Raw genomic sequence first — 25,008 nt, 5'->3', positions numbered from 1 at the left:
GTCTTGTTGCGGGTATTCTATTGAGCGACGCGATCCTGTCCACCCGCCGCCAATTCCGCGGCATGGAAGAAGCGGAGCTGGATGCAACGTCAGATCACGTGCAGATGCTCGCCGTCGACCGGAGGCTGACCAAGCAGAGCCGCAAGCGCGGCAATCGCCTCCGGGCGCGGCTCCAGCGTCGCCTCGACCGTCCTGAAGAACTCGCCGCAGAACTCGCTCCAGGCCTTCAGGTTGACGCGGGGAATGCCGATCACGAGGCTCTTGCCGGACTCGATGCCATGCGCAATCAAGTCGCGCAGCCCGCCGCCTTCCGCCTCGGCCTTGCCGAACTTGTTGAGAAAGACGATTTCGGCATCAGCGAGCTGGGCCTCGACCAGTTGCGCCGCCTCAAGCAGCCGCGGCGTCGACAGGCGGCAGGAGATCGCGCCCGCGCCGAGATCCTCGGAGATCGACATCGCCCGCCCGGTGGCGAGCTCGTGCAGAACCATGTCGCAGCGCGACCGGCCCGCCTGGGGCACGTCCTCCTGGATCAACCCGGCCAGCGCCTTGCCCGAACGGCGCAGCTCGGCAACGAGGCCGGCGAACCACCGGTTCAGGTCGGCGCTGGAATCATAGACCAGGGCAACGCAGAGGGCGGCGGAATGCCCGGCGGCGGCGTCCGTCGCGTCGCGACCTTGTGCAAGCATCTCCATCACCTTGCCGCCTTCGCCTTGGCGACGTCGGCATCCTGCAGGAAGTCGATCAGGCGCTGCACGGGGCCAACCTCGTCGATATGGTCGAGCATGTCGCGATACTCCTCCTGTGCCCTGGGCGGCAGCTTGTGCGCGATGCCCTGGTGGCAATCGATGCAGGTCTTGCCCTGTGCGAACGCCGTCTGGTGCAGCTTGGAGGCGCGAGGCTCCTGCGCCGCGTACTCCATGTGGTCGAACTTGTGGCAGTTGCGGCACTCGCGCGAGTCGGTCGTCTTCATGCCGCGCCAGACGCTTCGGGCCAGCTCGATGCGGTGCGCGTTGAACTTCTCCGGCGTGCCGATGGTGCCGAGGATCTTGTGCAGCACCTCGTTCGAGGCCTGAATCTTGCGGACGACCTTGTGTCCCCATTCGTGGGGCACGTGGCAATCCGGACAGCTGGCGCGGACGCCGGTGCGGTTGGAGTAGTGAATCGTGTTGCGGTATTCGAGGTACACGTTCTCCTTCATCTCGTGACAGGAGGTGCAGAACTGCTCGTTGTTCGTCATCTCCATCGCCCAGTTGAAGCCGCCCCAGAACACGACGCCGGCGGCGAAGGCGACGATGACGATCAGCCCCCAGGCATAGCGGGCCGTCGGCGAGAAGAACCAGCGCCACAGCCGCTTGAGGCGCCCCGGCTGCGCTGCTGCGATTGCGGCGGGAGTGCTGCTGTCCTGCATATCAGCCTCACTTCGCCTGCGTCGCGTTCTGGAAGATGTTGCCGACCAGCGGCTTCGCGTCGGCCTGCGGCACGTGGCATTGCTGGCAGAAATAGCGGGTGCCTGCGACCTTATCGAGCCGCACGCCCTGGCGGTCGACATAGTGAGTTTCCGAGATCTTCGGCGCGTTGACGCGGGTATTGCCGGGCCAGTCATGGCAGCCCATGCACGCATTGTTCTGGGTGGTGATCTGATAGCCGTCGATCTTGTGCGGGATCAGCGGCGGCTGCTGACGATAGGCGCGATCGAAGCCGCCGGCCGGCACGGACTGCTTGGTCACGTCGGGCGGCGCCGACAGCTCGGTCAAGGGCGCTTCGCGCAAGGCCTTCACCGGCTTGGCTTCCTGCGCAAGCGGGCCCGACACGGCAAACGGAATGGCAAGAACGACGGCCGTGGCCGCGAGCAACGGAATCAGTCGAACAAACGTCATGGGAGGTCCCTTTCAAGGACGGCCGGCGGGGAAGAGAAGACGCGGGCCGCTGGCGGCAGCGCGGTCGTGGAAGATTCCGGCCGCACGGCATTGCGGCCGCGCAGACCGAGATGGAAGACCTGCTTGGAGCAGACATCGATGCAGGCGCCGCAGAGTGTGCAGTCGCCCGCGGTGATGACAGGCGTCGCACCGGTGCGCTCGCCGTTGAGCGCCGGGCTGATGACATGCGGCTCGGGGCAGACCGCAAAGCAATCCATGCAGTCGTTGCAGGCGGCGCGGTTGTCGGCGGTGATGCGCAGCAGCGCGACCTTGCCGATCTGGCCGTAGAACGCGCCGATCGGGCAAAGATGCCCGCACCAGCCGTGCTTGACGACCAGGAGATCGAAAATGAAGATCGCCACCGTGCCACCGGCACCGAACCAGAGGCCGAAGACCAGCGCGCGATGCAGCGCCGTCACCGGGTTGATCAGCTCCCAGGCGATCGAGCCCGACAATGCGGAGGCCGCCAGCACCGCGCCCACAAAATAGAGTCTGAGGTTCGAGCGGACCTTGGCCGTGACGGTGATGCCCAGCCGCCGCCGCAGCCAGGCGGCGAGATCCGTCACCGGATTGACGGGACAGACCCAGGAGCAATAGGTGCGGCCGCCGAACAGCAGATAGGAGGCGAGCACGATGGCCGCGCCGATCGCCGAAAGGCCTTCCGGCCAATGCCGTGCCGCCAGCGATTGCAGGAAAACGAACGGATCGGTCAAGGGCAGCGTGCCGAGCGTCATCGACGAGGCCAGCGTGCCCTTGGCAATCCAGATGCCGAGCAGCGGCCCGGACAGGAACAGCGCGAGGAAGAACAGCTGGCTGGTCCGCCGCAGCACGAGAAAGCGCGAGGCGGCCCAAAGCCCCTTCGCCGCGCGCGCTTCGACGTAGGGCCTGGCGTTTGCCGTCATGGCGCGCCTCCCTCGGGCCTGCGCACCGGCAGCTTGAGCGGCGCATCGACCAGGGCTCCGCCTGCCTTGGACTTCTCTTCCCAGCCGCGCTTGTAGTGCTCGTCCTGCTTCAGCGCGGCGATCTCGAGCGGCAGCACCTTGATTGCGGCCTCGGTCAGCACGCACGATTTCTCGCATTTGCCGCAGCCGGTGCAGTACTCGGCGTGGATGACCGGCTCGAAGATCGCATGCTTGGTGGTGCGCGCGTTATGCGAAAGCTCGAGCGTGATCGCCTTGTCGATCGCCGGACACACCCGATAGCAGACGTCGCAGCGCAGGCCCTGCAGGTTGAGACAGGTCTCGCGGCTGGTGATGACGGCGACGCCCATCTTGGCCTTGGCGATGTCCGTGAGCGCATGATCGAGCGCGCCCGTCGGGCAGGCCTTGACGCAGGGAATGGTGTCGCACATCTCGCATGGCACGTTGCGCGCCTGGAAGAAGGGCGTGCCCAGAGCCAGACCGTCCGCCCAATCCGACAGCTTCAGCGTGTCATAGGGACAATCGCGGACGCAAAGGCCGCAGCGGACGCAGGCCGCCAGGAAATCCTTCTCGGGCAGCGCCCCCGGCGGCCGCAGCGCCTGCGCAGGTCTAGCCCGCGACGACACGCCGAATCCGGTCAGCATCGTCGCGGCGACGGCTGCGCCGCCGCCGAAGCGTGTCATGTCCTGCAGCGCCTTGCGGCGCCGCGGATCACGCGGGATGCTTGAGCTCGAATCCGACATGGCTCGTCCATCGAGGGTTTAAGCCGACGTCACGCGGCAGGCGCATTTCTTGTAGTCGGTCTCCTTCGAGATCGGGCAGGTCGCATCCAGCGTGAGCTGATTGGCGAGCTGGTTCTCATCGAAGAAGGGGAAGTAGACGAGGCCGCGCGGCGGCTTGTTGCGGCCCTTGGTCTCGACCCGCGTGACCACCTCGCCGCGCCGCGTCTGGATCTTCACCGGCTGGCCGCGCAAGAGCTTGCGCTCGGCCGCATCGTCCGGATGCATGAACAGCGTCGCCGCGGGCACCGCACGGTGCAGCTCCGGCACGCGGCGCGTCATCGAGCCGGAATGCCAGTGCTCCAGCACGCGGCCGGTGCACAGCCACAGGTCAAAATCCTTGTCGGGCGTTTCGGCCGCCGGCTCGAACGGGCAGAAGATGATGCGCGCCTTGTTGTCCGGCTTGCCGTAGAACGAGACGCCCTCGCCCGGCTTGACGTAGGGATCGTAGCCCTCGCGGAAGCGCCAGAGCGTCTCCTTGTTGTTGACCACAGGCCAGCGCAGGCCGCGCGCCTGGTGATACTGCTCGAAATCCGCGAGATCGTGGCCATGGCCGCGGCCGAATTTCGCGTATTCCTCGAACAGGCCCTTCTGCACATAGAAGCCGAACGCCGCGCTCTCGGAATTGTCAAAACCCTTCTGGCATTCGGTGATCGGAAACTTGTTCACCTCGCCGTTGGCGTAGAGCACGTCGTAAAGCGTCTTGCCGCGAACCTCCGGCTTCTTCGCGATCAGTTCCTCGGGCCAGACCTCCTCGACCTTGAAGTATTTCGAGAACTCGATCAGCTGCCAGAGATCGGACCGGGCTTCGCCCGGCGCCTTCACCTGCTGGCGCCAGAACTGGGTGCGGCGCTCGGCGTTGCCATAGGCGCCTTCCTTCTCCATCCACATCGCGGTCGGCAGGATGAGGTCCGCGGCCAGCGTGGTCACGGTCGGATAGGGATCGGAGACGACGACGAAGGCGGCCGGATTGCGGTAGCCGGGATAGCCCTCCTCGTTCATGTTGGCGCCGGTCTGCATGTTGTTGTTGCACTGAACCCAATAGGCGTTCAGCTTGCCGTCCTTCAGCATCCGGTTCTGCAGCACGGCGTGGTAGCCGATGTTGGCCGGGATGGTGCCTTCGGGCAGCTGCCACAGCTTCTCGGCCGTCTCGCGATGCTTCGGGTTGGTGACGACCAGATCGGCCGGCAGGCGATGCGCGAACGTGCCGACCTCGCGCGCGGTGCCGCAGGCCGAGGGCTGGCCGGTCAGCGAGAACGGGCCGTTGCCGGGTTCGGAGATCTTACCGACCAAGAGGTGCACGTTGTAGATCATGTTGTTGACCCACGTGCCGCGCGCATGCTGGTTGAAGCCCATCGTCCAGTACGAGACGACCTTCTTCTTCGGATCGGCGTAGAGCTTGGCGAGCCGCTCCAGATTCTCCTTCGGCACGCCCGACATCTTGTTGGCGTAGTCGAGCGTGTAGGGCTCGAGCAGCTTCTTGTATTCCTCGAAGCCGATCTTGTCCTTGAAGCCGGCCGGATCGAGCGCGCCGTCCTTGCCGGCCTTGTGCGCGGCGTTGACCGCCTTGACCTCGAGCGCATGGGTCGGACGCAGCCCGTAGCCGATGTCGGTCACGGTGGAGGCGAACTCGACGTGCTTCTCGACGAAGTCCTTGTTAACAGCGCCGGAATTGACGATGTAGTTCTGGATGTAGTTGAGGATCGCCAGATCGCTCTGCGGCGTGAACACCAGCGGATTGTCGGCAAGCTCGAACGAGCGATGCTCGAAGGTGGAAAGCACGTGGACCTCGCATCCCTCGTGGGTGAGGCGGCGGTCGGTCAGGCGCGACCACAGGATCGGATGCATCTCCGCCATGTTCGAGCCCCACAGCACGAAGGCGTCGGCCTGCTCGATGTCGTCGTAACAGCCCATCGGCTCGTCGATGCCGAAGGTGCGCATGAAGCCGGTGACGGCCGAGGCCATGCAGTGGCGCGCGTTCGGATCGAGGTTGTTGGTGCGGAAGCCGGCCTTGTGCAGCTTGGCTGCGGCATAGCCTTCCCAGATCGTCCACTGGCCCGAGCCGAACATGCCGATGGTCGAGGGACCGCCGGCCTTCAACGCCGCCTTCCACTTCTCGGCCATGAGCCTGAAGGCCTCGTCCCAGGAGATCGGCGTGAACTCGCCGTTCTTGTCGAACTTGCCGTTCTTCATGCGCAGCATCGGCTGGGTCAGCCGGTCCTCGCCGTACATGATCTTCGACAGGAAATAGCCCTTGATGCAATTGAGGCCGCGATTGACCGGCGCATCGGGATCGCCCTGCGTCGCCACGACCTTGCCGTTCTTGGTGCCGACGATGACGCCGCAACCGGTGCCGCAGAAGCGGCACACGCCCTTGTCCCAGCGGATGCCGTCGGTCTTGCCGGGCTGCGCGGCCACCACACCCGGCAGCGTCACGCCGATCGTCGAGGCGGCGGCGACCGCGGCGGCCGCCTTCAGCGCATCGCGGCGGCTCGCCGTGGCTTCATTCTTGTTCGTCAGTTTCGTCACCATCGTCGGTCTCTCCGGCTCAACGAATCTCAAATTGCGGAAGCGCGCGCGTGCGCGCCGGACTCCTGGCAGAGGCCGCCGCAGCATGCGGCCGCCGCGGTCTCGACAGCGCTCTCGTCGTCGGGCGCATCGAATGCGTGAAAGATCAGGGAGGCGGCGACGACACCGGGCAGGCGATGCATGGCCGCGATCTGGTCGATCGCGAGCGAGGCCGCGGTGTCGACGACGGTCAAAGCAAGCCTGTTTTCGCCGGATGCAGCTTCCAGCTCGACGCCGGGCAGCGCCAGGATCCGGTCCATCAGATCGCTCGCTCTGTCCGGTGCGAGATAGACGGCAACGCCGCAGATGTTGGTGGCTTCAGCCATTTTGCACGACCAGGTTTGCAAGTTCGGATACGAGCGCAATTCGATCGCGCGGCGCGAGCGCGATGGCTTCGACCGGGCAGACCGGGATGCAATCGCCGCAGCCCGTGCAGGCTGCAGCATCGATCACGGCGCCCAGCTTCTCGCGCGCGAGAATGCGGATGGCGGAATGCTCACAAGCCTCGACGCACCGGCGACAGACCACGCCATGTCTTTCGACGCAGGCGCTCGCACTGGAGACGGTCGCCACCTGTTCGGGGCGCGCATCCTCCATGCGCGGCACAAGCGCGTCGCGGCCGGATGAAAAAGGCAGAACGGCGGAGAAGAGCGAGCGTCGTGACATTGGTCTCGGCATATCCGAATCCCCGCGGGCAGACCCGCTTCAGGAATTGTCCAGGAGATGCGCCCCTTCGGGCGCATCTCGGTCGACGCCATTGTCACCGCTGCGGAACATAGGTTCGTGCCGTCGAGATCACCTTGCGCTAGATCAACCAGGCATCGCGCCGACGCTCGAGAAACGATGAAGCCCTGCATCGTCGCTGCACGAAATTGCATCAATCAACGCAGGCCTTTACCCGACCTTCATTTCAGCGCCGACGAGGCCGGCAGGGACGGCGGAAGGACGCGGATCGGAGAGGTGGCCCACATCGATCCTCGAGCGCTCATCTGCCTTGAAAGGGTGGGTCGAATGGTTACCTTGAGGAGCGACGAATCGCCCCGATTCCGTCCCTCCTCAAGACAGATATGGCCACTTTCACTCCGCATCAGGATGCCGCTCTCAAGGCCGTCGGCGACTGGCTCAAGGCCAAGCCCGGCCGGAACGGCACGCCGCCGATTTTCCGCCTGTTCGGCTTTGCCGGCACCGGCAAGACCACGCTGGCGCGGCACATCGCCGAAGGCGTCGACGGCGAGGTGAAGTTTGCGGCATTCACCGGCAAGGCCGCGCTCGTCATGCGCAACAAGGGTTGCGACGAAGCCTCCACCATCCATTCGCTGATCTACCGCGCCCGGGAATCCGGCGAGGAGCAGCCGAGCTTCGAATTGTGGGACGATGCGCCGGCCTCCAAGGCCAAGCTGATCGTGATCGACGAATGCTCGATGGTCGACGCCGAACTGGGGCGCGACCTGATGTCATTCGACTGCCCGCTGCTGGTGCTGGGCGATCCCGCGCAGCTGCCGCCGATCCAGGGCGGCGGCTTCTTCACCAATTCAGAGCCGGACGCGATGCTGACCGAGGTGCACCGCCAGGCCCAAGACGATCCGATCGTGCGGATGTCGATGGACGTGCGCGAGGGGCGCGAGCTCGACATCGGCCGCTACGGCGAGAGCGAGGTGGTGTCGCGGAAAGAACTCGATCCTGATCGCGTCATGGGCGCCGACCAGGTCCTGGTCGGCCGCAACAACACCCGCCGCGCCTACAACATGCGGGTGCGCCAGCGCCAGAACATCGAGGACGTGTTTCCGGTCGCCGGCGACAAGCTGGTGTGCCTGCGCAACAACCGCAAGAAGGGCCTGTTCAATGGCGGCCTGTGGCGCGTCAAGTCACGCAACGCCTCGCGCTCGAAATCGCGCATCCTCTCGATGCGGCTGTCGCCGGACGAGGATTTCGGGCACAAGGTGACGAAGGTCTCGGTGCGCGCCGACTGCTTCGAAGGTGGCGTCGAGCAGATCGCCTGGGAGCAGCGCAAGCCTTATGACGAGTTCGACTACGGCTACGTGCTGACCGTGCACAAGTCGCAGGGCTCGCAATGGGACGACGTCGTGCTGTTCGACGAGAGCTTTGCGTTTCAGGAGTCGCGGCAGCGGTGGCTGTACACGGGCATCACGCGCGCGGCGAAACGGTTGAGTATCGTGGTGTAAGCGCGATGCTTTGGTATCGCCGCGGCGTCAATCCCCGCTCGTCGTCCCGGACAAGCGAAGCGCAGATCCGGGACCCATACGCCGCAGCGATCGTTTTGCGAAGACTCGGAGTTGCCAGCTTTGCCCCGCACTCCTACCTGGGGGTATGGGTCCCGGCCTTCGCCGGGACGACAACTGAATGTGAGACGCTAACATCGCACCCCGCACGCCGCCCTCACTTCCCCGCGACAAAATAAAAATCCTCTCTCCCCGGCGGCGAGCCGTAGGTGAACGGCTGCTGCACGTGCCTGGTCGCGGACCAGACGTCGTCGCGAACGATGTCGAACAGCTTTCGGATCTCGACCTTCGGCACCCTGATCTCGCGGGCGAGCGCGGTGGAGAACGGGCTGTCGGCGCCATTGTCGCCGTCGATCGCGGTCTCGCCGTGCTTGGCGGCGTAGACCACCATGAAACCGGCGCCGGGCTCGATGTTGGAAAAGCCCTTCTCGACCAGCTTCAGCGACAGCGTGTGCTGCATGCCCGGCGCGAATGGATTGTCGCGGCAGGCATCCAGGATCACCAGACGGACTTTTTTCGCAGCGCCCACCGCTGCGATCACCTGCTCCAGCGCGACCGCCTGGGTCTCGGCATCGCGGTCGACGGCAAGCTTGGCGTCGATTGGGACGAGATAATTCACCCCGCCGATCTCGAAACCGTGGCCGGCATAATAGACCACCGCCCAGTCGGCCTTCTCCGCCTCGTCGGCGAAAGCCTTCAGCGCATCGAAGAACTTGTCGCGGGTGAGATCGCTGGCCGCGATCACGGTCTGGAAGCCGACATCTTTCAACACGCGCGCAATCAGCTTCGAGTCGCGTGGCGGATTGGGCAAGGCATGGACATTCTTGTAGGCCCCATTGCCGATCACCAGCGCAACGCGGCGCCCGCCGGGCGCGCCCACGGGCACTTGCGGCGTCAGCGCGGCGAGCCGCTCCTGCGCGATGGCGCGGGCGCGGGCGACGTCGGGCTCGTCGAACTTCGTCAGCGAATAGGCCGCGGCGCGATAGTCGGCGCGGGCCTGGGCCAGATCCTTCTTGCGCTCGTAGAGCTGGCCACGGCCGGAATGCGCGCGGATGCTGTTCGGGTTCAGCTCGACCGCCGCATTGTAGTCCTTCAGCGCGCCGTCGAAATCGCCCTTCAGGACGTAGACGTCGGCGCGATTGTTGATCGCGTAGACATTGCCGGGCTGCTTCTCGATCAGGCCGTTGCAATCGGCCAGGGCCTGGTCGAACTTGCCCATCAGGCCATAGGTGATGCAGCGATTGCTGGCGATCTGCTGCGCGGTCGGATCGATCTTCTCGGCCTCCGCGAAATCGGCGATCGCGCCGTCATAGTCCTTCATCAGGGTGCGCACGCGGGCGCGGTTGGTCCAGCCGAACAGGAATTTGGGCGTGTACTTGATCGACAGGTTGAAATCGTCGAGCGCACTTTGCAGCGCGCCCCGGCGCAGCTGGATCGTTCCGCGGTTGTTGTACGCGAAGCCGAAATTCGACCGCTTCTGGATGGCGAGATTGTAGTCGGCCATTGCGAGATCGTCCTCGCCCTTGTGCTCGTGGGCGACGCCGCGCACATTGATGGCGCCGATATTGTCCGGATCGAGCTCGATGGCCGAGGACAGGGCCTCGATGGCGCTGTCGTAGTTGTGCTTGCCGATCAGCGCGTTGCCGTGAACGACGAGCGCCAGCGACTTGTCCTTGCCGGTGACGCGGTCGGCGTTGAGCAGATTCTCGCAGGCCGTCACCCGCGCCTGGGTCTCGGCCTGACGGTCGCGGCAAATGGCGAGATCGTCGCCGGCTTGCGGCTCGGCCGCAGCGATCGCGACGCCGGCGAGGAGCACGACCGAGATCAGGGGGACGAGGCGCAGCATGTTGTCAGATCAGCTCCAGCCACCACATTTTTGAGTCGGAACGGCGATCGCGCCGGTTCATCTAGCCGGAGTTCCCTATCCCGCCAAGCCGGGCTGCGGGGCGCGGCTTTTTCACGGACTCGTGTCGCCCCGGCCGTAACAATCGCCCGGTCGGTCCGTATCTGAAATGTCCGAAATCGCCGGGCAGGCTGTTCGCCCGCCCTCAACCGCCCTAGACTGTCAGGCCTTCCGAAAGAGGATCCGCCATGCGCCGCTCCGTCCTGTCCCTGCTCGCCGCCACCGCCGCCTTGTCGCTGGGCTTTGCCGCCCCGACCCGGGCCGCAGAAGACGCCGTCGTGATCCCCGCCCCTGCGATGGACGCAAGCCCCGCGAGCGGGATCCAGACTGCTGTTGTCGCCGGCGGATGCTTCTGGGGCGTGCAGGGCGTATTCCAGCACACCGCCGGTGTCGTCAACGCCGTCTCCGGCTATGCCGGCGGCACCAAGGCGACCGCCGACTACCAGACCGTCTCGACCGGCCGCACCGGCCACGCCGAGTCGGTCGAGATCAAGTTCGACCCGAAGAAGATCTCCTACGGCAAGATCCTCCAGATCTACTTCTCGGTGGCGCACGATCCGACCCAGCTCAACCGCCAGGGACCGGACACCGGCACGCAATATCGCTCGGCCATCTTCACCACGTCTGACGAGCAGAAGAAGATCGCCGAGGCCTATATCGCCCAGCTCGACGGCGCCAAGGTGTTCAGCAAGCCGATCGTGACCAAGATCAGTGCGCTGGAGGCGTTTTATCCGGCCGAGGCCTATCACCAGGACTATCTGACGCTGCACCCGAACCAGCCCTACATCGCCTATAACGACATCCCGAAGGTCGAGAACCTGAAAAAGCTGTTCGCGGATAACTACATCGAGAAGCCGACGCTGGTGAGTGCCAGCAAAGCCACCAACTGATCGCAAGACCATCAGAAAAACGGGAGACCCATGCCCGACACCAAGACGAAAACCACCGACAAAGTCGTCAAGAGCGAAGACCAGTGGCGGCGCGAGCTGACGCCGATGCAATACGCGGTGCTGCGCGAGAAGGCGACCGAGCGTCCCTTCACGGGCGAGTATGAGCACGATCACCGTGCCGGCACCTATGTCTGCGCCGGCTGCGGCAACGTGCTGTTCGAATCCGATGCCAAGTTCGATTCCGGCTGCGGCTGGCCGAGCTTCACCGCGCCTGCCGTCGAGAGCCATATCGACGAGGAGCGGGACAGCAGCCACGGCATGATCCGCACCGAGGTGCTCTGCTCCAAATGCAGCGGCCATCTCGGCCATGTCTTCCCGGACGGACCGGGGCCGACCGGCCTGCGCTACTGCATCAATTCGGCAGCGCTGAAGCTCGAGCCGAAATAAGATGACGCGGCGCCTGGTTCCGCCATGGAACCCGGCGCCGCGATATGCTTTTCTTCTATGGCGGCGCGCCGTGAGCCTTATCCGGCGGCCGCCAGGGAGGGATGCCATGTCACTCGGGACCATCCTGATCATCCTGGTGATCATTTATCTGCTGGGCGGCATGTCCGGCCGGATCGGCGGCTATGGCTACGGCATGGGCCATTCCGGCATGGGGATCGGCGGCGTCGTGCTCGTGGTGCTGATCGTCCTGCTGCTTCTTGGCAAATTGTAAACCATATAAGCTATTGAAATTACTTGGATTATAGCCCCTGCGGGGCTGCCATGCGCGGATTCATCATCTCCCATCGCAGGGGTCGCATTTCTGTCAAAACAGCCTATATTAGGGGGCGAAAATGACATGCGGCGGGCCCGCTCCATCGCGGCCCCTGCCCTCCCAAACCCCACGCGCTTAAAGCCCCAGAGAAGATCACGAGGTCTTTGACCATGCGTCCACTGCGTCCGTTCAACTTCAATACTTCCGCCGAGCTCTTCCCCGCTGCCATCCGCAAGAAGAAGCGTGCCGGCTTCACCTATCGCCGGTTCGGCACCGCGGCCGAGGCCGTGCAGTTCGCGATGGAGCAGTTGCCGACGGATTCGCTGAACGGCGCGTATCTCCAGGTCGAGGAAGCTCGTTTCGATCAGAACGGCATCCGCTCCCTCTATGAGAGCGAAGCCTTCCCGCTGCCGCGCCGCCCCAAGCCGGCGCCGGCCGCAGAGACCGACGCCGACGCGGCGTAAGTTTTTCGCAAAGTCCGATGTGCGCAGGAAGCGCGACGGCCGAAAGGCTGTCGCGCTTTTTGCGTTTCTGGTTCTCCCGCTTACGGAAGCGAGGCGACGACTTTCGTGCCCCGGACGCCATCAGCACGTTTACGCGCGTCTACGACGCGCTATGGCAGCGCTCCTACAGCGGTGCGCTGCAGAGCCGGGGCCACGCGTCGACATCCCCGGTGGTTTCTGGGTCCCGCTCTGCGGCGCAGCGCTGACGCGCCGCACCTTGTCCGGGACACGTAGAGGAAGGCAGGACGGGCGAAGAGCTACATCCGCGGCTGCTTGTCGAGCCAGCGGCGCAACAGGCGCACGTTGCGCATGTTGGCGCGAAACATGACGTCGAAGGCATCGCCCGCGAGCGGCACCATGCCGACCACGCCGTCGATCGCGACATTGCCGAGCATGCGCGCGGTGATGTACCAGGGCGCGCCCAGCGCGCGGGCCTCGCGTACCAGCCACAGCGAGATCGCGGTGGTGATGATGTCGCCGATGACGGGGATCAGGCCGATCAGCCCGTCGATGCCATAGCGGATATTGGTGCCGGGCAGGATGAAGGCGACATCGAGCAGTTTTGCGATCGCCTCGAGCCTGAGGATCCGCTGCTCCCTTGTCAGATTGCCGAACGGGCTGCCTTGCCCGAATTCGAAGCGAAACTCTCGAAACCCCTGCTCCAGGGTTTCGGAACGGATCTGCTCAGGGCGGATTTCTTGGCCGTCCTGGTCGATGATCGGTCCACGCGCCTCGCGGCCCGAAAAGTCGGCACGCGAATGCGTTCCGGAACGGGACCTGCGTGGCGTGAGAATGTCGTCGTCGGTCATGGTCATGCCATCAGCAAACGCACGGGCGCAGCAGAGGTTGCTGCCTCGAGTCCAAAGGTCGCGCGCTCAGCTCGTCGCTGCCGCCGGTTGCGGCTCCTCGACATAATGGTGCACGAACCAGGATGAGAGCACCGACGGCACGAAGCCGACGAGGCCATACAGGACGAACTGCACCGCACCCGAATCCGCCCCGCGCGAGCCGTAGGTGAACGCGGCGAGGATGAAGGCGACCAGGCCGACCAGCAGCATGCGCAAGCCTGGCCGGATCCGCCTGACATGGATCAGGATGTCATCGACCGCGCCGATCATCAGCGACGGCAGGAAGCCGAACAGATAGCTGTATTGCAGCGTCTTGAAGAACACGACGAACAGCTTGCCGACCTCGCCAAGATTGGTCTGCGTCCAATAGCCGGACTGGTAGGTCGTCGTCAGCAACAACAGGAAGCCGCCCACGAACGGGCCAACGAGTGCAAACACTAGATAGCGCTTCATCGATGACTCCTCATCCTCAGCGGCTTTTATAGCAGCGCAGCGGGAACCTTGGATAGCGGCTACGGGCGCCTTTGGGGGAACAAGTGGCAAGGCGACGAGTTCAGACAGGACCTGAAATTCACCTGTCAGATCTGGAGCCGCCGATGTCTCGTAAACTGTTGTTGCTGGCGACGATCACCCTCACGGCCCTCGGCGGCCTGTCGAACGCACCCGCCTTTGCGCAGGGCCATATGGGCACACCGCAGGAGCAGAACGCCTGCTCGCGCGATGCCTCGCGGCTGTGCCGCAAGGATCTCGGCAATGACGGGGCGGTGCAAGGCTGCCTGCAGGCCAACCGCGCCAAGCTGTCGAGGTCATGCAGCAAGGTGTTCGCGAGCCACGGCATGTGAGCTCGCGCCGCCATTTTGCGTGACGCTCGCGCAACAGCTGCGAATTCCTTCGCATCTCCCATTGAAGCTTGGCGACTTTGGCGCATACTCGAATCGGGCGGCGCAGCACTTTCCGATTCGAACATCAAGAGATCGAGCGACCACATGCGGGACTGAGTTCCCGGCGTGAAGGTTGTGACATGCGGCAGGTCAAACCGCGTGCGGCGCCCCAAAACAAAGTGGTTCAACCCACGGAACTCGGGGATCCGTTCTTCATGACACGCTACCAGACCATCGCTTCGCTGCTGGCCTTCGCCACCGCCGCCATCACCCTCCAGACATCGCCCGGCCTCGCCTTCTCGCCCGAAGCGCAGCAGATGTGCTCGGGCGATGCGATGCGGCTGTGCTCCAGTGAAATCCCCGACATCCCGCGCATCACCGCCTGCATGGTCCGCAACAGGTCGCAGGTCAGCCCCGGCTGCCGCGCCGTGATGGACCGCGAGCACGCCGCCGCCACGGCCGCCCGCAAGCGCGAAGCCGCCGCGCAGTAGCGGTCATTTCGCCAGGCGCGCCACGGCCTTGACGATCGGCGAGCGCCACAGCGCGCTGGTCGTCAGCATCCAGCACTCATACTGGAAATCCCGCTCGAGCGGGATTTCCACGAGATCGCCACGCGCCAGCTCCTGCTCGAACACGAAGCGCGGGCCGCGCGCGACATAGCCCGGCATCAGCGCCACCTGCTTGATCAGGTCATAGTCGTCGGACAGGAACGCCTCGAGCTTGCGCTGCCGGTGGTCGCCGGGCTCGCCCAGCCAGGCGCCGAAGTCCGGCGTGATCCCGGCGCTTGCCAGCGGCAGCCCGGAAAATTCCTGCGCCGACAGCGGCGTGCCCTGGCAGGCCGGATGATCGCGCCGCGCCACGACGACGTAGCGATCCTCAAAAATCTTGATCCGGATCAGGTCGGCCTGCGACGCTGCGATCTCGCGGTGACAGAACACGACATCGAACGTTCCTGCACGCAGCGCCCGCATCATCAGATTCGGCCCGGCATAACGGGTGACGATTTGAAGCTGCGGGAAGGCCTCCGTCGCCTTGCGAATCAATTGCGGCAGCGGACGCAGCCGCGTTGCGGGTCCGACCCCGATACGCAACAGCCCGGCTTCGCCCTTGGCCATCTGCTCGAGCTCATGGCTGAGCGCCGTGACGTTCTGGAGCAGGGTCGCGGCGTGGTCGGCGACGAACTGCGCATAGACCGTTGGCCGCGCATTGGCGTTGGTGCGCTCGAACAGCTTGACGCCGAGCTTGGCCTCCAAGCGGCTGATGCTCTTGCTGAGCGTCGGCTGTGCGATGCCGAGTGCCTTGGCTGCGCCGCTGAAACTGCCGGAGCGGCAGACCGCGACGATCTGTTCGAGATGTCGAAGCTCCATCCCGAAATCTATAACAGAGCCGGTCACGTGCGACGAGCCGGCCCCGACATCACGGCGCGCGTCTTGCCCTGATCGGCACGGCGATCAACGCGCTCAGCACCAGCGAGATTCCGGCCGCGGCGAGCGCCAGTGTGAACGTGCCGGTCTGCGTCTTCACCACGCCGAAGAAATAGGGACCGACCGTCCCGCCGAGATTGCCGGCGCCGTTGATCAGGCCGATACCGACGCCGATCACCGTCGGGGGCAGCACCTCGCCGGGCAAGGTCCAGAACGGCCCGAAGCGGCCGAGAAAGATCGCGATTGCCAGCGACAGGCAGAGCACGGTCCACATCGCGCCGCCGCCGGTGAACTGCATGGCCAGCAGCGGCAGGCCGGACAGCGCGGTGGTGCCAATCATGTGCCATTTGCGCTCGCGGAGGCGATCGGAGCTGGCAGCCATGCCGATCATCAGCGCGATCCCGAGCGCCGGCGGCAATGCGGCCAGCAGCCCGACCACGCCGATCGGCAGGCCGGTTTCCTTGAGCACCGTCGGAAACCAGAAATTGACGCCCCACTCGGCCATCAGTGCGAAGAAATTATAGAGCGCCAGCAGCAGCACGCTCGGATGCCAGAGCGTCGACAGCCAGTGGCCGGTGATACGCACCGTCGCATCATCCTCCTCCGCCAGTTGCCGGACGAGCCGCACGCGCTCATCCTCGGTGAGCCAGCTTGCATCCTGCGGGCGATCGTCGATTGCCCAGGCCCAGACCAGCGCCCAGAAGAAACCAGGCACCGCCTCGATCACGAACATCCAGCGCCAATCCGCATAGGACAGGATCAGTCCGGAGATCGGGCTTGCGATCATCGGGCCGATCGGCAGGCTGAGCAGAAACAGCGCGTTGGCCCGGGCACGTTCGGCCCGGGTGAACCAGTTGCGGATCAGCACCAATGTGCAGGTCAGCACGCCGCCTTCGGATAGTCCCAGCGCGAAGCGATTGATGCTGAGCTCGGTCTGGGTGTGGACGAAGGCGGTGGTCAACGAGGCCGAGCTCCACAGCAAGAGCAGGCACAGCAGCACCCGTTTCGGGCTCCAGGTCGAGGCCAGGCGGCCGGCCGGGATCTGCAGGACGATGTAGCCCCAGAAGAACAGGCCGGTGGCAAAGCCGAGACTTGCCGGCGACAGCGACAGCTCCTCGCGGACGTAAGGTGCCGCCATCGACAGGTTCACACGGTCGACATGGGCCAGCACATACATCACGAAAGAAACGCCGAGGATGCGAACCCAGCGGTTGCGAATGAGCGCGCCGCTGCTCTCGACGGCCGCTGCGGATACGGAGGAGACGTTGCTCATCTTGCGCTCCGTATTCGCTTACGACAGCAGTTCGGGCGGCACCGGCGTGTAGAGCTTCTTGGTCGGCAGATTGGCCATGACGGCGTCCGGGCCGCCTTTGCTCTCGATCAGGAGCCGCTGCGCCTCGTTGGCGCGGCGATCCTGTTCTTCGGGGTCGAGGATGCGGCGGAGCTCGGCCTCCAGTTCGCGGACGGTTGCCGCATATTCAGGCCGTGCGGCGAGGTTCTCGCTCTCCGCCGGATCGGCCTCGAGATCGAACAGCTCCGGCGCGAAGCGGACATAGTAGATGAATTTGAAGCGGCCCTTGCGGATCATGTAGGACGCCGAGGGCGAGGCTGCGGCGTGATATTCGCTGAACACGATGCGGTCGCGATCGTCGGTCTTCGTCGCAAGCTCGAACAGCGAGCGGCCCGGTATGCCGGCTTCCGCAGGCAGGCCGGCGCAGTCGAGCACGGAAGGATAGGCATCGGCGAGCGAGGCCGGGGTCGCCGACAGCTTTCCGGCCGGAACGTTCGGCCCCGCCACGATCATGGGAACGGCGACCGCCTCCTGATAATGATTGGATTTGCCCCAGATGCCGCGCGCCCCGGCATTCTCGCCGTGATCCGACGTGTAGATGATGCGCGTGGTGTCGCGCAGGCCCGCGGCATCGAGCGCGCCCAGCACGCGGCCGACTTGCGCGTCCATGAAGCTGATGAGGCCGAGATAGGCGGCGTAGGCAACGCGCTGGTCTTCCGGCCTGGGCGGGCCACCGGCGGTGAGGTCAGCAAGCCACGGATGCGGCTGATAACCGGAGCCCGGCCCGAACTTCGCCTCCGGCATCCGCTCGACCGGATAGAGATCAAAGAACTCTTTCGGCGCAACCAGCGGATAATGCGGCGTGACGAAGCTGACGAATAGCACCCAGGGTGTTTCCGAGGTCGCGGCATCACGCAGCCAATCCACGGCGATGTCGGCGACACGGCGATCATAGCGGGTATATTCGCTCTCGCCGGGGCCGGCGCTTTCGGCGATCGCCGCGCGGCGACGCGGCGGCGGCACGAAATCGGGAAACTGCTTGCGGATCGACAGCTGGATCATGCCGACGCCGCCGGTGATGTGCATCGGAATGTGCTGGCGATCGAAGCCGGAGGGATCCTCGCCGCTGCGATAGTGCAGCTTGCCGATCGATTCGACCCGCACCCCGGCCTGCTGCATGCGGTGACCCCAGCTCGGCACACGACCGTCATAGGCGATCGAATTGTCCCAATAGCCGATGTCGTGGATGTAGCGGCCGGTGGCAAAGCTCGCGCGCGCCGGCACGCAGATCGGGCAGGTCGTATAGGCGTCGGTGAAGCGGGTGCCACGCGCGGCGAGCGCATCGAGATTGGGCGTCTGCGCCAGGGCATCACCCGCGCAGCCCATCATCCGCGCGTTGTGCTCGTCCGACATCAGGATGAGAAGGTTTTGGGGCTTCACCGGCGCTCTCCCATTTATTTTGTTTTGCTTGCCCGCGTTTTCTGCGGGTGATCCGCATTGCCACACGGGTGGGAGCGGCGGCATCGAAATAAATGCCGGACCGCCATAGCTCGCGGCTATGGCGAGGGAGCACGTCGCTCAGTCAGAGATGGAGGCTCAGTCGCCCCACTGCGCGAAGGCGTCGTTGAAGGCGCGCTCGCCGGGGGCGCCCTTCTCGATGGCGATGATGGCGCGGCGCTGGTTGGCGTAGACCAGCGGCACGTCGAACCACGAGCGCTCCTTCAGGAGCTGGACGTTGCGGCTGCGGTCGGCGTCGACGTTGGAGAGACCGACCAGGAAGAAGCCGTCGGTGACCTTGACCGCCAGGCCTGCGAGCGGCGTGCCGCGTGCCTGCTCGTTCGACTTCATCAGGATGCCCGGCACGTTGGAGACGCTGCCGCCCGGGAAATCCGGCGGCAGGATGAAGGTCAGCTCCGCCGTATGGCTCGCCGGCAGCGACGAATCGGTGTTGCGGCGGAACGACATCGTCATCTTGAACTTGCGGTCGGGGATCTCAATGTCGGCGCGCACGGCGACATCGGCCTTCTGGTTGCCCGACGCCTTAATCGGCTCGAGCCGCCACACCACCGAACCGACATATTGCTTGCCCTTCGGATCGGACGGATCCTCGTCATAGAGCACGACCTTCTGCGTGACCGGCAGAGCCGGCTGGTCGCTCGAGGGCTGGCCGACACGATCCGGAATCTTCGGCTTGGGCTGCGGCTGCGAGGTGTCCTTCGGCGCCTCCACCACCTGGGTGGGCGATGGCTTGAGCAGATTGGTCGCGGTCTGGACCAGCTGCTTGCCCCACAGCAGGCCGGCACCGATCAGGATCAGCACGATGCCGATGGCGATCGCGCTCTTGAACGGGAAGATGGAGCCGGTGCGGGCGCGCTTCTTGGCGTCGCGATTGGGCGCGATGCGCGGACGCTGCGACGGCGGCTGCGGCGAGTAGCGCTCGGCCTCTTCCATCGACTCGTCATAGGAATAAGGCACCTCGGCTTCAGCCGCGCGGTTTTCCAGGCTCGGCTCGAGCCGGTCGAATTCCGGGGAGGGCGAGGGCACGTTGGCGTAGGTGCGGCGCGCGGCGCGATTGGCCTGCGCGGCGGCGCCGCCGAGATCGTTGACGTCGGCGGTGATGTCACGGAAGCCGCGCACGCCGGGTGACGGCGGCAGCGGCGGCGGCGGTCCACCATCGGACGGGCGGCGCGGCGGCGAGCGATCGCGCCCGGCCGGCGGCTCGGGAGCAGCAGGCTGGCGCGGCGCGTCGAAACGCGGGGCGCGCGGCGGACGCGGGGCATCGCCCTGGTCGTCACCGCCAGGCGATGGACGATCGTTGCGGGGCGGCGGCGCGGCGGGACGGGCCCGGGGCGGCCCGGCCGGCTGAGCCGATGCAGACGGATTGTTCTCGGCCGCACGGGCGCTGGCCCTTCGGAACGCATCGCCGCTGCCGCCTCCGGCGCGGGCGCCGCCACCGGGGCGCGAGGCCTCGCGGGCACGCTGGGCGGCCTCCGATTCGACCTTGCGGACGGCCTCTTCCAGCGACAGCCGTTCGCGGGTGATCTCGGATTCGGAGAGCGGCGGCTGCACGCTGCGCAGCTGCGCGATCAGGGCCGTGCGCGCCCGTTCATAGAGCGCGCGCCGGCTTTCGCCGGGAGCGTTGGGGTCCAGGGCGGCAATAGCGCGGGCGATCAGCGGATAGTAATCAGCCATTTCTACTCAACTATACCCGCGTCCTGGTAAGAGATCGTTAAGCCTCAAACGGATTTTGCACCAGGATAGTATCCTCGCGTTCGGGGCTGGTGGAAAGCAGCGCGACCGGGCACCCCACCAGTTCCTCGATCCGCCGGACATATTTGATCGCCTGGGCCGGCAACTGGGCCCAGGACCGGGCGTTGGCGGTCGGCTCCTTCCAGCCCTCGATGGTCTCGTAGATCGGCTCGACCCGGGCCTGGGCGCCCTCACCCGCCGGGAAATGGTCGATCTCCTTGCCGTCGAGCTTGTAGCCGGTGCAGACCTCGATCGTGTCGAAGCCGTCGAGGATGTCGAGCTTGGTCAGCGCGAGGCCATTGATGCCGCAGGTGCGGACCGCCTGGCGAACCAGCACGGCATCGAACCAGCCGCAGCGGCGGGGACGGCCGGTATTGGTGCCGAACTCGCGGCCGCGCTCGCCGATCTTGCGGCCGATCTCGTTGTCCTGCTCGGTCGGGAACGGGCCCTGGCCGACGCGGGTCGTGTAGGCCTTGCACAGACCCAGCACATAACCGACCGCGCCGGGTCCGAGGCCGGCACCGGTCGCGGCCTGCGCCGCCACCGTGTTGGACGACGTGACGTAGGGATAGGTGCCGTGATCGACGTCGAGCAGCGCGCCTTGCGCGCCCTCGAACAGCATGCGCTTGCCGGCGCGCCGCTCGATGTCGAGCAGCCGCCATACGGTCTCGGCATAGGGCAAAAGCTGCGGCGCCAGCGCGCTCAGTTCCTTCAGGATCTCCTTGCCGTCGAACTCCGGCAAATTGAGACCACGGCGCAAGGCATTGTGGTGCGCCAGCAGCCGGTCGATCTTGTGCGGCAGGGTGTCGAGGTCGGCAAGGTCCATCAGGCGGATGGCGCGGCGGCCGACCTTGTCCTCATAGGCAGGTCCGATGCCGCGGCGGGTGGTGCCGATCGCGGTCGCCGCATTCGAGGACTCGCGCAAGGCATCGAGCTCACGGTGCAGCGGCAAGATCAGGGTGACGTTCTCGGCGACGCGCAGATTGTCCGGCGAGACCGCAACACCCTGCGAGCGCAGCTTGGTCACCTCGTCGAGGAAGGCGGCGGGATCGAACACCACGCCATTGCCGATCACCGACAGCTTCTGGTCGCGCAGCACGCCGGAGGGCAGCAGCGCCAGCTTGTAGGTCGCGCCGTTGATCACCAGCGTATGGCCGGCGTTATGGCCGCCCTGGAAACGGACGACGATGTCCGCCTGCTCCGACAACCAGTCGACGATCTTGCCCTTTCCTTCGTCGCCCCACTGGGCGCCGACGACGACAACATTGGCCATTCGCGGGTAATCCTTCGAAGAATTCTCTGTAAAAGGCACGATCCAAACGGAAAACCGGGACCCGCTTGTCCGGGATCATGCCTGCGCGCCCAGCCCAATTCCCGGCCCCAGGGCCGGTCGTAGCAAGGCAGCCAACCGGATAAAGGAAGCAGCCTCTCTAGGCAAGCAAGAACGGGGCTTTTTGAGGACCCAATGCCCGATACAAGCCCTTGATATCCCCTAAAAATCCCCTCGCCTGCCGTTCCTTAGACCTTAGGATCGGATGCGGCCGTCGATCACCTCGATGATGCGGTCGCAGCGCCGCGCCAGCTCCATATTGTGGGTGACGAGCAGGAAGCTCGTTCCACTGTCGCGGTTGACCCGCCGCATCAGCTCGAACACGGCATCGGCCGATTTGGTGTCGAGATTGCCGGTCGGCTCGTCCGCCAGCACGAGGTCCGGACCCATGGCGAGCGCGCGCGCCACCGCCACCCGCTGCTGCTGGCCACCCGACATGTTGTTGGCGAGGTTGCCGGCGAATTTCTCCAATCCCACCTGCGCCAGCAGCCGATCCGCCCGCGCCTCGATCTCCGCGCCCGGAAAGCCGCGATCGACCAGCATCGGCATCATGACGTTCTCCCGCGCCGTGAACGCCGAGATCAGCAGGTGATATTGGAAGACGAACCCGATGGTGTGGCCGCGCAGGCGGGTGATCTCGGCATCGCCGAGCGCAGCGGTGTCGTGGCCCTTGATCGAGAGCCGGCCCGAGGTCGGGCGATCGAGCAGGCCCACGATGTTGAGCAGCGTGCTCTTGCCGGAGCCCGATGGGCCAATCAAAGCGAGAAACTCGCCGTGGTCGAGCTCGAGATCGATGTCGTGCAGCACCTCGGTCTCGGTCGGCAGGCCGACATTATAGGCCTTGCATACCCGTTCGAGCTTCAGGATCGCGTCAGCCACGGATCGCCACCACCGGATCGAGTTTTGCCGCGCGAACCGCCGGCGCCATCGCAGCCAGGATGCCGGTGCCGGTGGCAAGCAAGGCCGTATAGATGAACAGGGATCGTTCCAGGATCAGTGGAAACAATTCGGTGCCGTCGGCCTGGCGGGCCACCGAATGCCAATAGACCAGCGCAAACGCGCCCATGGCCGCGCCGAACAGCGAGCCGACGAAGCCGAGCAGGCCGCCCTGAACCAGGAACACGCGCAGGATCTGGCCGCGCGAGGTCCCCATCGCACGCAGGATCCCGATGTCCTTGGAGCGCTGGATCACCGAGACGATGAGCACGGCCGCGATGCCGAACGCCACGGAAAGACCGACAAAGAGGCGGATCAGGGTGTTGGTATTCTGCTGGGCCTGCACCGCGGTGAAGAATTGCGCGTTGGTCCTGATCCAGCTGTCGGCCTCGACCACATTGGCGGCCTGGATGCGCTGGGCGATGTCCTCGGCCGCATAGATGTCACCGACCGTGATATCGATCGTGGTGATGCCGCCGATCATGCCGAGCAGCGACTGCGCGGTCCGGAGCGCGGCGTAGCAGACGCGCTGGTTGACGCCCTTGTTGCCGAGATCGACGATGCCCGAGATCGTGAGCACGCGCGTTGCGCCGGACGCGGCGCGAACGTTGAGCTTGTCGCCGACGGTCGCGCCGAGATCCTTCGCAAGCTCGGTGCCGATGATGATGTCTTCGCTGGTCAGGCGCGGTTCGCCGGCGACGATGTAGTCGGGAATCCTGACGATCCTGAAATAGGAGTCCGGCTCGACACCCGACAGGTTCACCGAACGGCTGGCATCGCCGCGCACCGCGAGCACCGAGCCCAGGATCGTCGGCGAGACCGTGACCACCTCGGGCATCGCCTGCATCTGCGCCCTGATCTTCGGCCATTGATCGATCGAGATCACCCGCTGGCTCGGACGCTGCACCACCGCGTCCTCGACCTCGCCTGCGGCATTGCGCAGCGGGCGCGCGATCTGATCCGGCGAGAGCAACTGGATTTGCGGCTGCGAGGTCAAGACACGCTTGATGAAGTTCGCCTGAAGCCCGGCGAGCATCGCCGACATGAAGACGATGACGCCGACGCCGATCGAGATGCCGCCGATGATGAAGATGGTCTGGAGCCGGCCTTCGCGCAGGAAGCGCACCGCCATGGTCCATTCGATCGGCAGCCAGCGGTTCATTGCAGCACGGGCCGCAGGCGCTGGCCGGTCAGAACGCCGGAACTCTGCGGGATCGCAACGTCACCGGCCGCAAGACCGTCGGTGATCTCGACTTGGCTGTTGCCGTGCAGCCCGATCTTCACCGGCCGCTGACTGGCGCGTCCGTCCTTGATGCCGAGCACCCAGGGCTTTCCCGACAGGACCTCGTGCACCGAGCGTAGCGGCAGGATCAGCGCATTGTCGCGTGCGGCGACCTCGACATCGACCGAGACGGTCATGTCCTGGCGCAGATAATCCGGCGGATCGGCGACCGTCAGCTTGACCTCGACCGAGGCGCGCGAAATATCGACGCCGGGATTGATATAGGTAATGGTGGCCGGGAAACGCCGGTCCGGATAGGCGTCGGCAGAAGAAAGCGCCTTCTGCCCCAGCGAGATCTTGCCGAGATTGCGCTCGTCGATCTGCAACACCAGTTGCAGGTCGCCGGCCGGCGCAAGCACCAGCAGGGCCTTGCCGGGCTGCACGACGGTGCCGCGCTCGACACTGCGCGAGATCAGGACACCGTCGCGGGGCGCCGTGATGGTCGCATAGCCGAGCCGGGACTCCGCGGTGTCGAGATTGGCGCGCGCCTGGTTGGCCTGGGTCTGCGCCATCACATAGTCGCTGCCGCCGGGGCTGGCGGTATAGACCTGGAATTGTGCCGAGCGCATCGCCGCGCGCGCGACGTCGAGAGTCTTCTGGGCATCATCGAGTGCGGCCCGTGTCGCGTAGCCGTTGCGTTCGAGCTGGGCGGTCCGGTCATAGGTCTGCTGGGCGTTGAGCAGCGTCGCCTGCGCCTGGGTCAACGCCTCCCTGGCAGATGGCAGCGTCAGTTCGTCGAGCTGCTTGATGCGTGCCTCCGCCTGCGCCACCGCGCCCTGCGCCTGCACCATGGTCGCTCTCAATTCGCGGGATTCCAGCGAGATCAAAGGCTGGCCCTTGGTGACCTTTTCACCCTCCTGGACCAGCACGTCCTCCACCGTGCCGGTGATCTGGCTGCCGATCTCGACGCGGTAAGGCGTTTCGACATGGCCGCTTGCGACGACGGTCTCGACGAGACGGCCGAGCTTGACCTGGTCCACGACAACAGCGGGCCCGAGCAGCACCCGCACGCCCTGCCAGATGCCGAGCCCGAGCAGGACCGTCACCGCGAGGATGAACCATTTGTGACTGAGAAGTCCCGACCACAGCGTGGCGACGGAAAACCATCGCCTGTGCCGTGTCAGGACGATAGCTTGCTCGACCATGACATCGTCCCGCAACGCGCACCGGCAGCTGAATCCCGATCCCATGGATCCGGCATCGCCCGGTTCATTCGTCGCGACGCTAACCTGCGGTCGGAAATCGAGCTTGTTCTAGGTCAAGAGGTTACGCCGAATTTAGGGGCATC

General features: G+C 65.4%; 26 protein-coding genes. 7 read left to right on the top strand and 19 right to left on the bottom strand.

What is annotated here, in order from left to right; genetic code table 11:
- Window positions 1-89: 89 nt before the first annotated feature.
- From XH89_RS06725 to XH89_RS06690, 8 genes are read right to left on the bottom strand one after another with little or no spacing between them, the layout of a single operon-like run.
- Window positions 90-686: a DUF2478 domain-containing protein gene (locus XH89_RS06725; protein WP_194466321.1), complete on the bottom strand. Its 597-nt coding sequence runs from the start codon at window positions 684-686 to the stop codon at window positions 90-92.
- A 5-nt stretch (window positions 687-691) separates the two neighbouring features.
- Window positions 692-1,408, bottom strand: coding sequence for a NapC/NirT family cytochrome c (locus XH89_RS06720; RefSeq protein WP_194466320.1), 717 nt, complete (start codon window positions 1,406-1,408; stop codon window positions 692-694).
- Window positions 1,409-1,415: 7 nt separating this feature from the next.
- Window positions 1,416-1,877, bottom strand: coding sequence for a nitrate reductase cytochrome c-type subunit (locus tag XH89_RS06715; RefSeq protein ID WP_194466319.1), 462 nt, complete (start codon window positions 1,875-1,877; stop codon window positions 1,416-1,418).
- Window positions 1,874-2,818: a quinol dehydrogenase ferredoxin subunit NapH gene (gene napH / locus XH89_RS06710; protein WP_194466318.1), complete on the bottom strand. Its 945-nt coding sequence runs from the start codon at window positions 2,816-2,818 to the stop codon at window positions 1,874-1,876. Before napH ends, XH89_RS06715 begins: the two co-directional genes overlap by 4 nt.
- Window positions 2,815-3,579 carry a ferredoxin-type protein NapG gene (gene napG / locus XH89_RS06705; protein WP_194466317.1) on the bottom strand — a complete coding sequence of 255 codons (765 nt, stop codon included), beginning with the start codon at window positions 3,577-3,579 and terminating at the stop codon, window positions 2,815-2,817. Before napG ends, napH begins: the two co-directional genes overlap by 4 nt.
- An 18-nt stretch (window positions 3,580-3,597) precedes the next feature.
- Window positions 3,598-6,147, bottom strand: coding sequence for a nitrate reductase catalytic subunit NapA (napA, locus tag XH89_RS06700; protein ID WP_194466316.1), 2,550 nt, complete (start codon window positions 6,145-6,147; stop codon window positions 3,598-3,600).
- Window positions 6,148-6,173: 26 nt separating this feature from the next.
- A complete protein-coding gene (locus XH89_RS06695; protein WP_194466315.1) occupies window positions 6,174-6,509 on the bottom strand; it encodes a chaperone NapD in 336 nt (111 codons plus the stop codon).
- The gene (locus XH89_RS06690; RefSeq protein WP_194466314.1) at window positions 6,502-6,780 is read right to left on the bottom strand and encodes a 4Fe-4S dicluster domain-containing protein; all 279 of its coding nucleotides are present in this window, start codon (window positions 6,778-6,780) and stop codon (window positions 6,502-6,504) included. Before XH89_RS06690 ends, XH89_RS06695 begins: the two co-directional genes overlap by 8 nt.
- Window positions 6,781-7,250: 470 nt before the next feature.
- Between XH89_RS06690 and XH89_RS06685 the strand changes: the two genes are divergently transcribed.
- Window positions 7,251-8,366, top strand: a complete 1,116-nt coding sequence (locus XH89_RS06685; RefSeq protein ID WP_194466313.1) for an ATP-dependent RecD-like DNA helicase — start codon at window positions 7,251-7,253, stop codon at window positions 8,364-8,366.
- 214 nt (window positions 8,367-8,580) lie between these two features.
- On the opposite strand, the gene XH89_RS06680 is transcribed toward XH89_RS06685, so the two are convergent.
- Window positions 8,581-10,269: a caspase family protein gene (locus XH89_RS06680; protein WP_194466312.1), complete on the bottom strand. Its 1,689-nt coding sequence runs from the start codon at window positions 10,267-10,269 to the stop codon at window positions 8,581-8,583.
- A gap of 245 nt (window positions 10,270-10,514) precedes the next feature.
- On the opposite strand from XH89_RS06680, the gene msrA reads away from it, so the two are divergent.
- The 4 genes from msrA to XH89_RS06660 all read left to right on the top strand — a co-directional run bounded on the left by msrA (window position 10,515) and on the right by XH89_RS06660 (window position 12,440).
- Window positions 10,515-11,216 (top strand): peptide-methionine (S)-S-oxide reductase MsrA, encoded by a 702-nt coding sequence (gene msrA, locus XH89_RS06675; RefSeq protein ID WP_194466311.1) that lies wholly within the window; start codon window positions 10,515-10,517, stop codon window positions 11,214-11,216.
- A gap of 30 nt (window positions 11,217-11,246) precedes the next feature.
- On the top strand, window positions 11,247-11,663 hold the full coding sequence (gene msrB, locus XH89_RS06670) for a peptide-methionine (R)-S-oxide reductase MsrB (RefSeq protein WP_194466310.1): 417 nt from the start codon (window positions 11,247-11,249) through the stop codon (window positions 11,661-11,663).
- 106 nt (window positions 11,664-11,769) lie between these two features.
- Entirely contained in the window at window positions 11,770-11,934 is a 165-nt protein-coding gene (locus tag XH89_RS06665; protein WP_074122648.1) for a DUF3309 family protein, read from the top strand.
- A 212-nt stretch (window positions 11,935-12,146) separates the two neighbouring features.
- On the top strand, window positions 12,147-12,440 hold the full coding sequence (locus XH89_RS06660; RefSeq protein ID WP_027560969.1) for a hypothetical protein: 294 nt from the start codon (window positions 12,147-12,149) through the stop codon (window positions 12,438-12,440).
- A 296-nt stretch (window positions 12,441-12,736) separates the two neighbouring features.
- On the opposite strand, the gene XH89_RS06655 is transcribed toward XH89_RS06660, so the two are convergent.
- The gene (locus XH89_RS06655) at window positions 12,737-13,294 is read right to left on the bottom strand and encodes a DUF4112 domain-containing protein (protein ID WP_194466309.1); all 558 of its coding nucleotides are present in this window, start codon (window positions 13,292-13,294) and stop codon (window positions 12,737-12,739) included.
- A 60-nt stretch (window positions 13,295-13,354) separates the two neighbouring features.
- The gene (locus XH89_RS06650; protein WP_194466308.1) at window positions 13,355-13,780 is read right to left on the bottom strand and encodes a DUF5413 family protein; all 426 of its coding nucleotides are present in this window, start codon (window positions 13,778-13,780) and stop codon (window positions 13,355-13,357) included.
- A gap of 143 nt (window positions 13,781-13,923) precedes the next feature.
- On the opposite strand from XH89_RS06650, the gene XH89_RS06645 reads away from it, so the two are divergent.
- Window positions 13,924-14,169, top strand: coding sequence for a hypothetical protein (locus XH89_RS06645; RefSeq protein ID WP_194466307.1), 246 nt, complete (start codon window positions 13,924-13,926; stop codon window positions 14,167-14,169).
- Between the two features lie 254 nt (window positions 14,170-14,423).
- Window positions 14,424-14,699, top strand: a complete 276-nt coding sequence (locus tag XH89_RS06640; RefSeq protein WP_194466306.1) for a hypothetical protein — start codon at window positions 14,424-14,426, stop codon at window positions 14,697-14,699.
- Window positions 14,700-14,702: 3 nt separating this feature from the next.
- On the opposite strand, the gene XH89_RS06635 is transcribed toward XH89_RS06640, so the two are convergent.
- From XH89_RS06635 to XH89_RS06600, 8 genes are all read right to left on the bottom strand, one after another.
- The gene (locus XH89_RS06635) at window positions 14,703-15,575 is read right to left on the bottom strand and encodes a LysR family transcriptional regulator (RefSeq protein WP_194466305.1); all 873 of its coding nucleotides are present in this window, start codon (window positions 15,573-15,575) and stop codon (window positions 14,703-14,705) included.
- A 49-nt stretch (window positions 15,576-15,624) separates the two neighbouring features.
- Window positions 15,625-16,905 carry an MFS transporter gene (locus tag XH89_RS06630; protein ID WP_194466304.1) on the bottom strand — a complete coding sequence of 427 codons (1,281 nt, stop codon included), beginning with the start codon at window positions 16,903-16,905 and terminating at the stop codon, window positions 15,625-15,627.
- An 18-nt stretch (window positions 16,906-16,923) separates the two neighbouring features.
- The gene (locus XH89_RS06625) at window positions 16,924-18,363 is read right to left on the bottom strand and encodes a sulfatase-like hydrolase/transferase (RefSeq protein ID WP_194466303.1); all 1,440 of its coding nucleotides are present in this window, start codon (window positions 18,361-18,363) and stop codon (window positions 16,924-16,926) included.
- Window positions 18,364-18,519: 156 nt separating this feature from the next.
- Window positions 18,520-20,115: a hypothetical protein gene (locus XH89_RS06620; protein WP_194466302.1), complete on the bottom strand. Its 1,596-nt coding sequence runs from the start codon at window positions 20,113-20,115 to the stop codon at window positions 18,520-18,522.
- A gap of 37 nt (window positions 20,116-20,152) precedes the next feature.
- A complete protein-coding gene (locus XH89_RS06615; RefSeq protein WP_194466301.1) occupies window positions 20,153-21,445 on the bottom strand; it encodes an adenylosuccinate synthase in 1,293 nt (430 codons plus the stop codon).
- A 252-nt stretch (window positions 21,446-21,697) separates the two neighbouring features.
- A complete protein-coding gene (locus XH89_RS06610) occupies window positions 21,698-22,381 on the bottom strand; it encodes an ABC transporter ATP-binding protein (protein WP_194466300.1) in 684 nt (227 codons plus the stop codon).
- Window positions 22,374-23,600 (bottom strand): ABC transporter permease, encoded by a 1,227-nt coding sequence (locus XH89_RS06605; RefSeq protein ID WP_194466299.1) that lies wholly within the window; start codon window positions 23,598-23,600, stop codon window positions 22,374-22,376. Before XH89_RS06605 ends, XH89_RS06610 begins: the two co-directional genes overlap by 8 nt.
- Window positions 23,597-24,865, bottom strand: coding sequence for an efflux RND transporter periplasmic adaptor subunit (locus XH89_RS06600; protein ID WP_194466298.1), 1,269 nt, complete (start codon window positions 24,863-24,865; stop codon window positions 23,597-23,599). The genes XH89_RS06605 and XH89_RS06600 overlap by 4 nt, the downstream gene beginning before the upstream one ends.
- Window positions 24,866-25,008: the final 143 nt, after the last annotated feature.

Origin of the sequence: Bradyrhizobium sp. CCBAU 53340 (assembly GCF_015291645.1) — a bacterium.
Lineage (GTDB): Bacteria > Pseudomonadota > Alphaproteobacteria > Rhizobiales > Xanthobacteraceae > Bradyrhizobium.
This window is presented reverse-complemented; position numbering and strand designations above follow the sequence as displayed.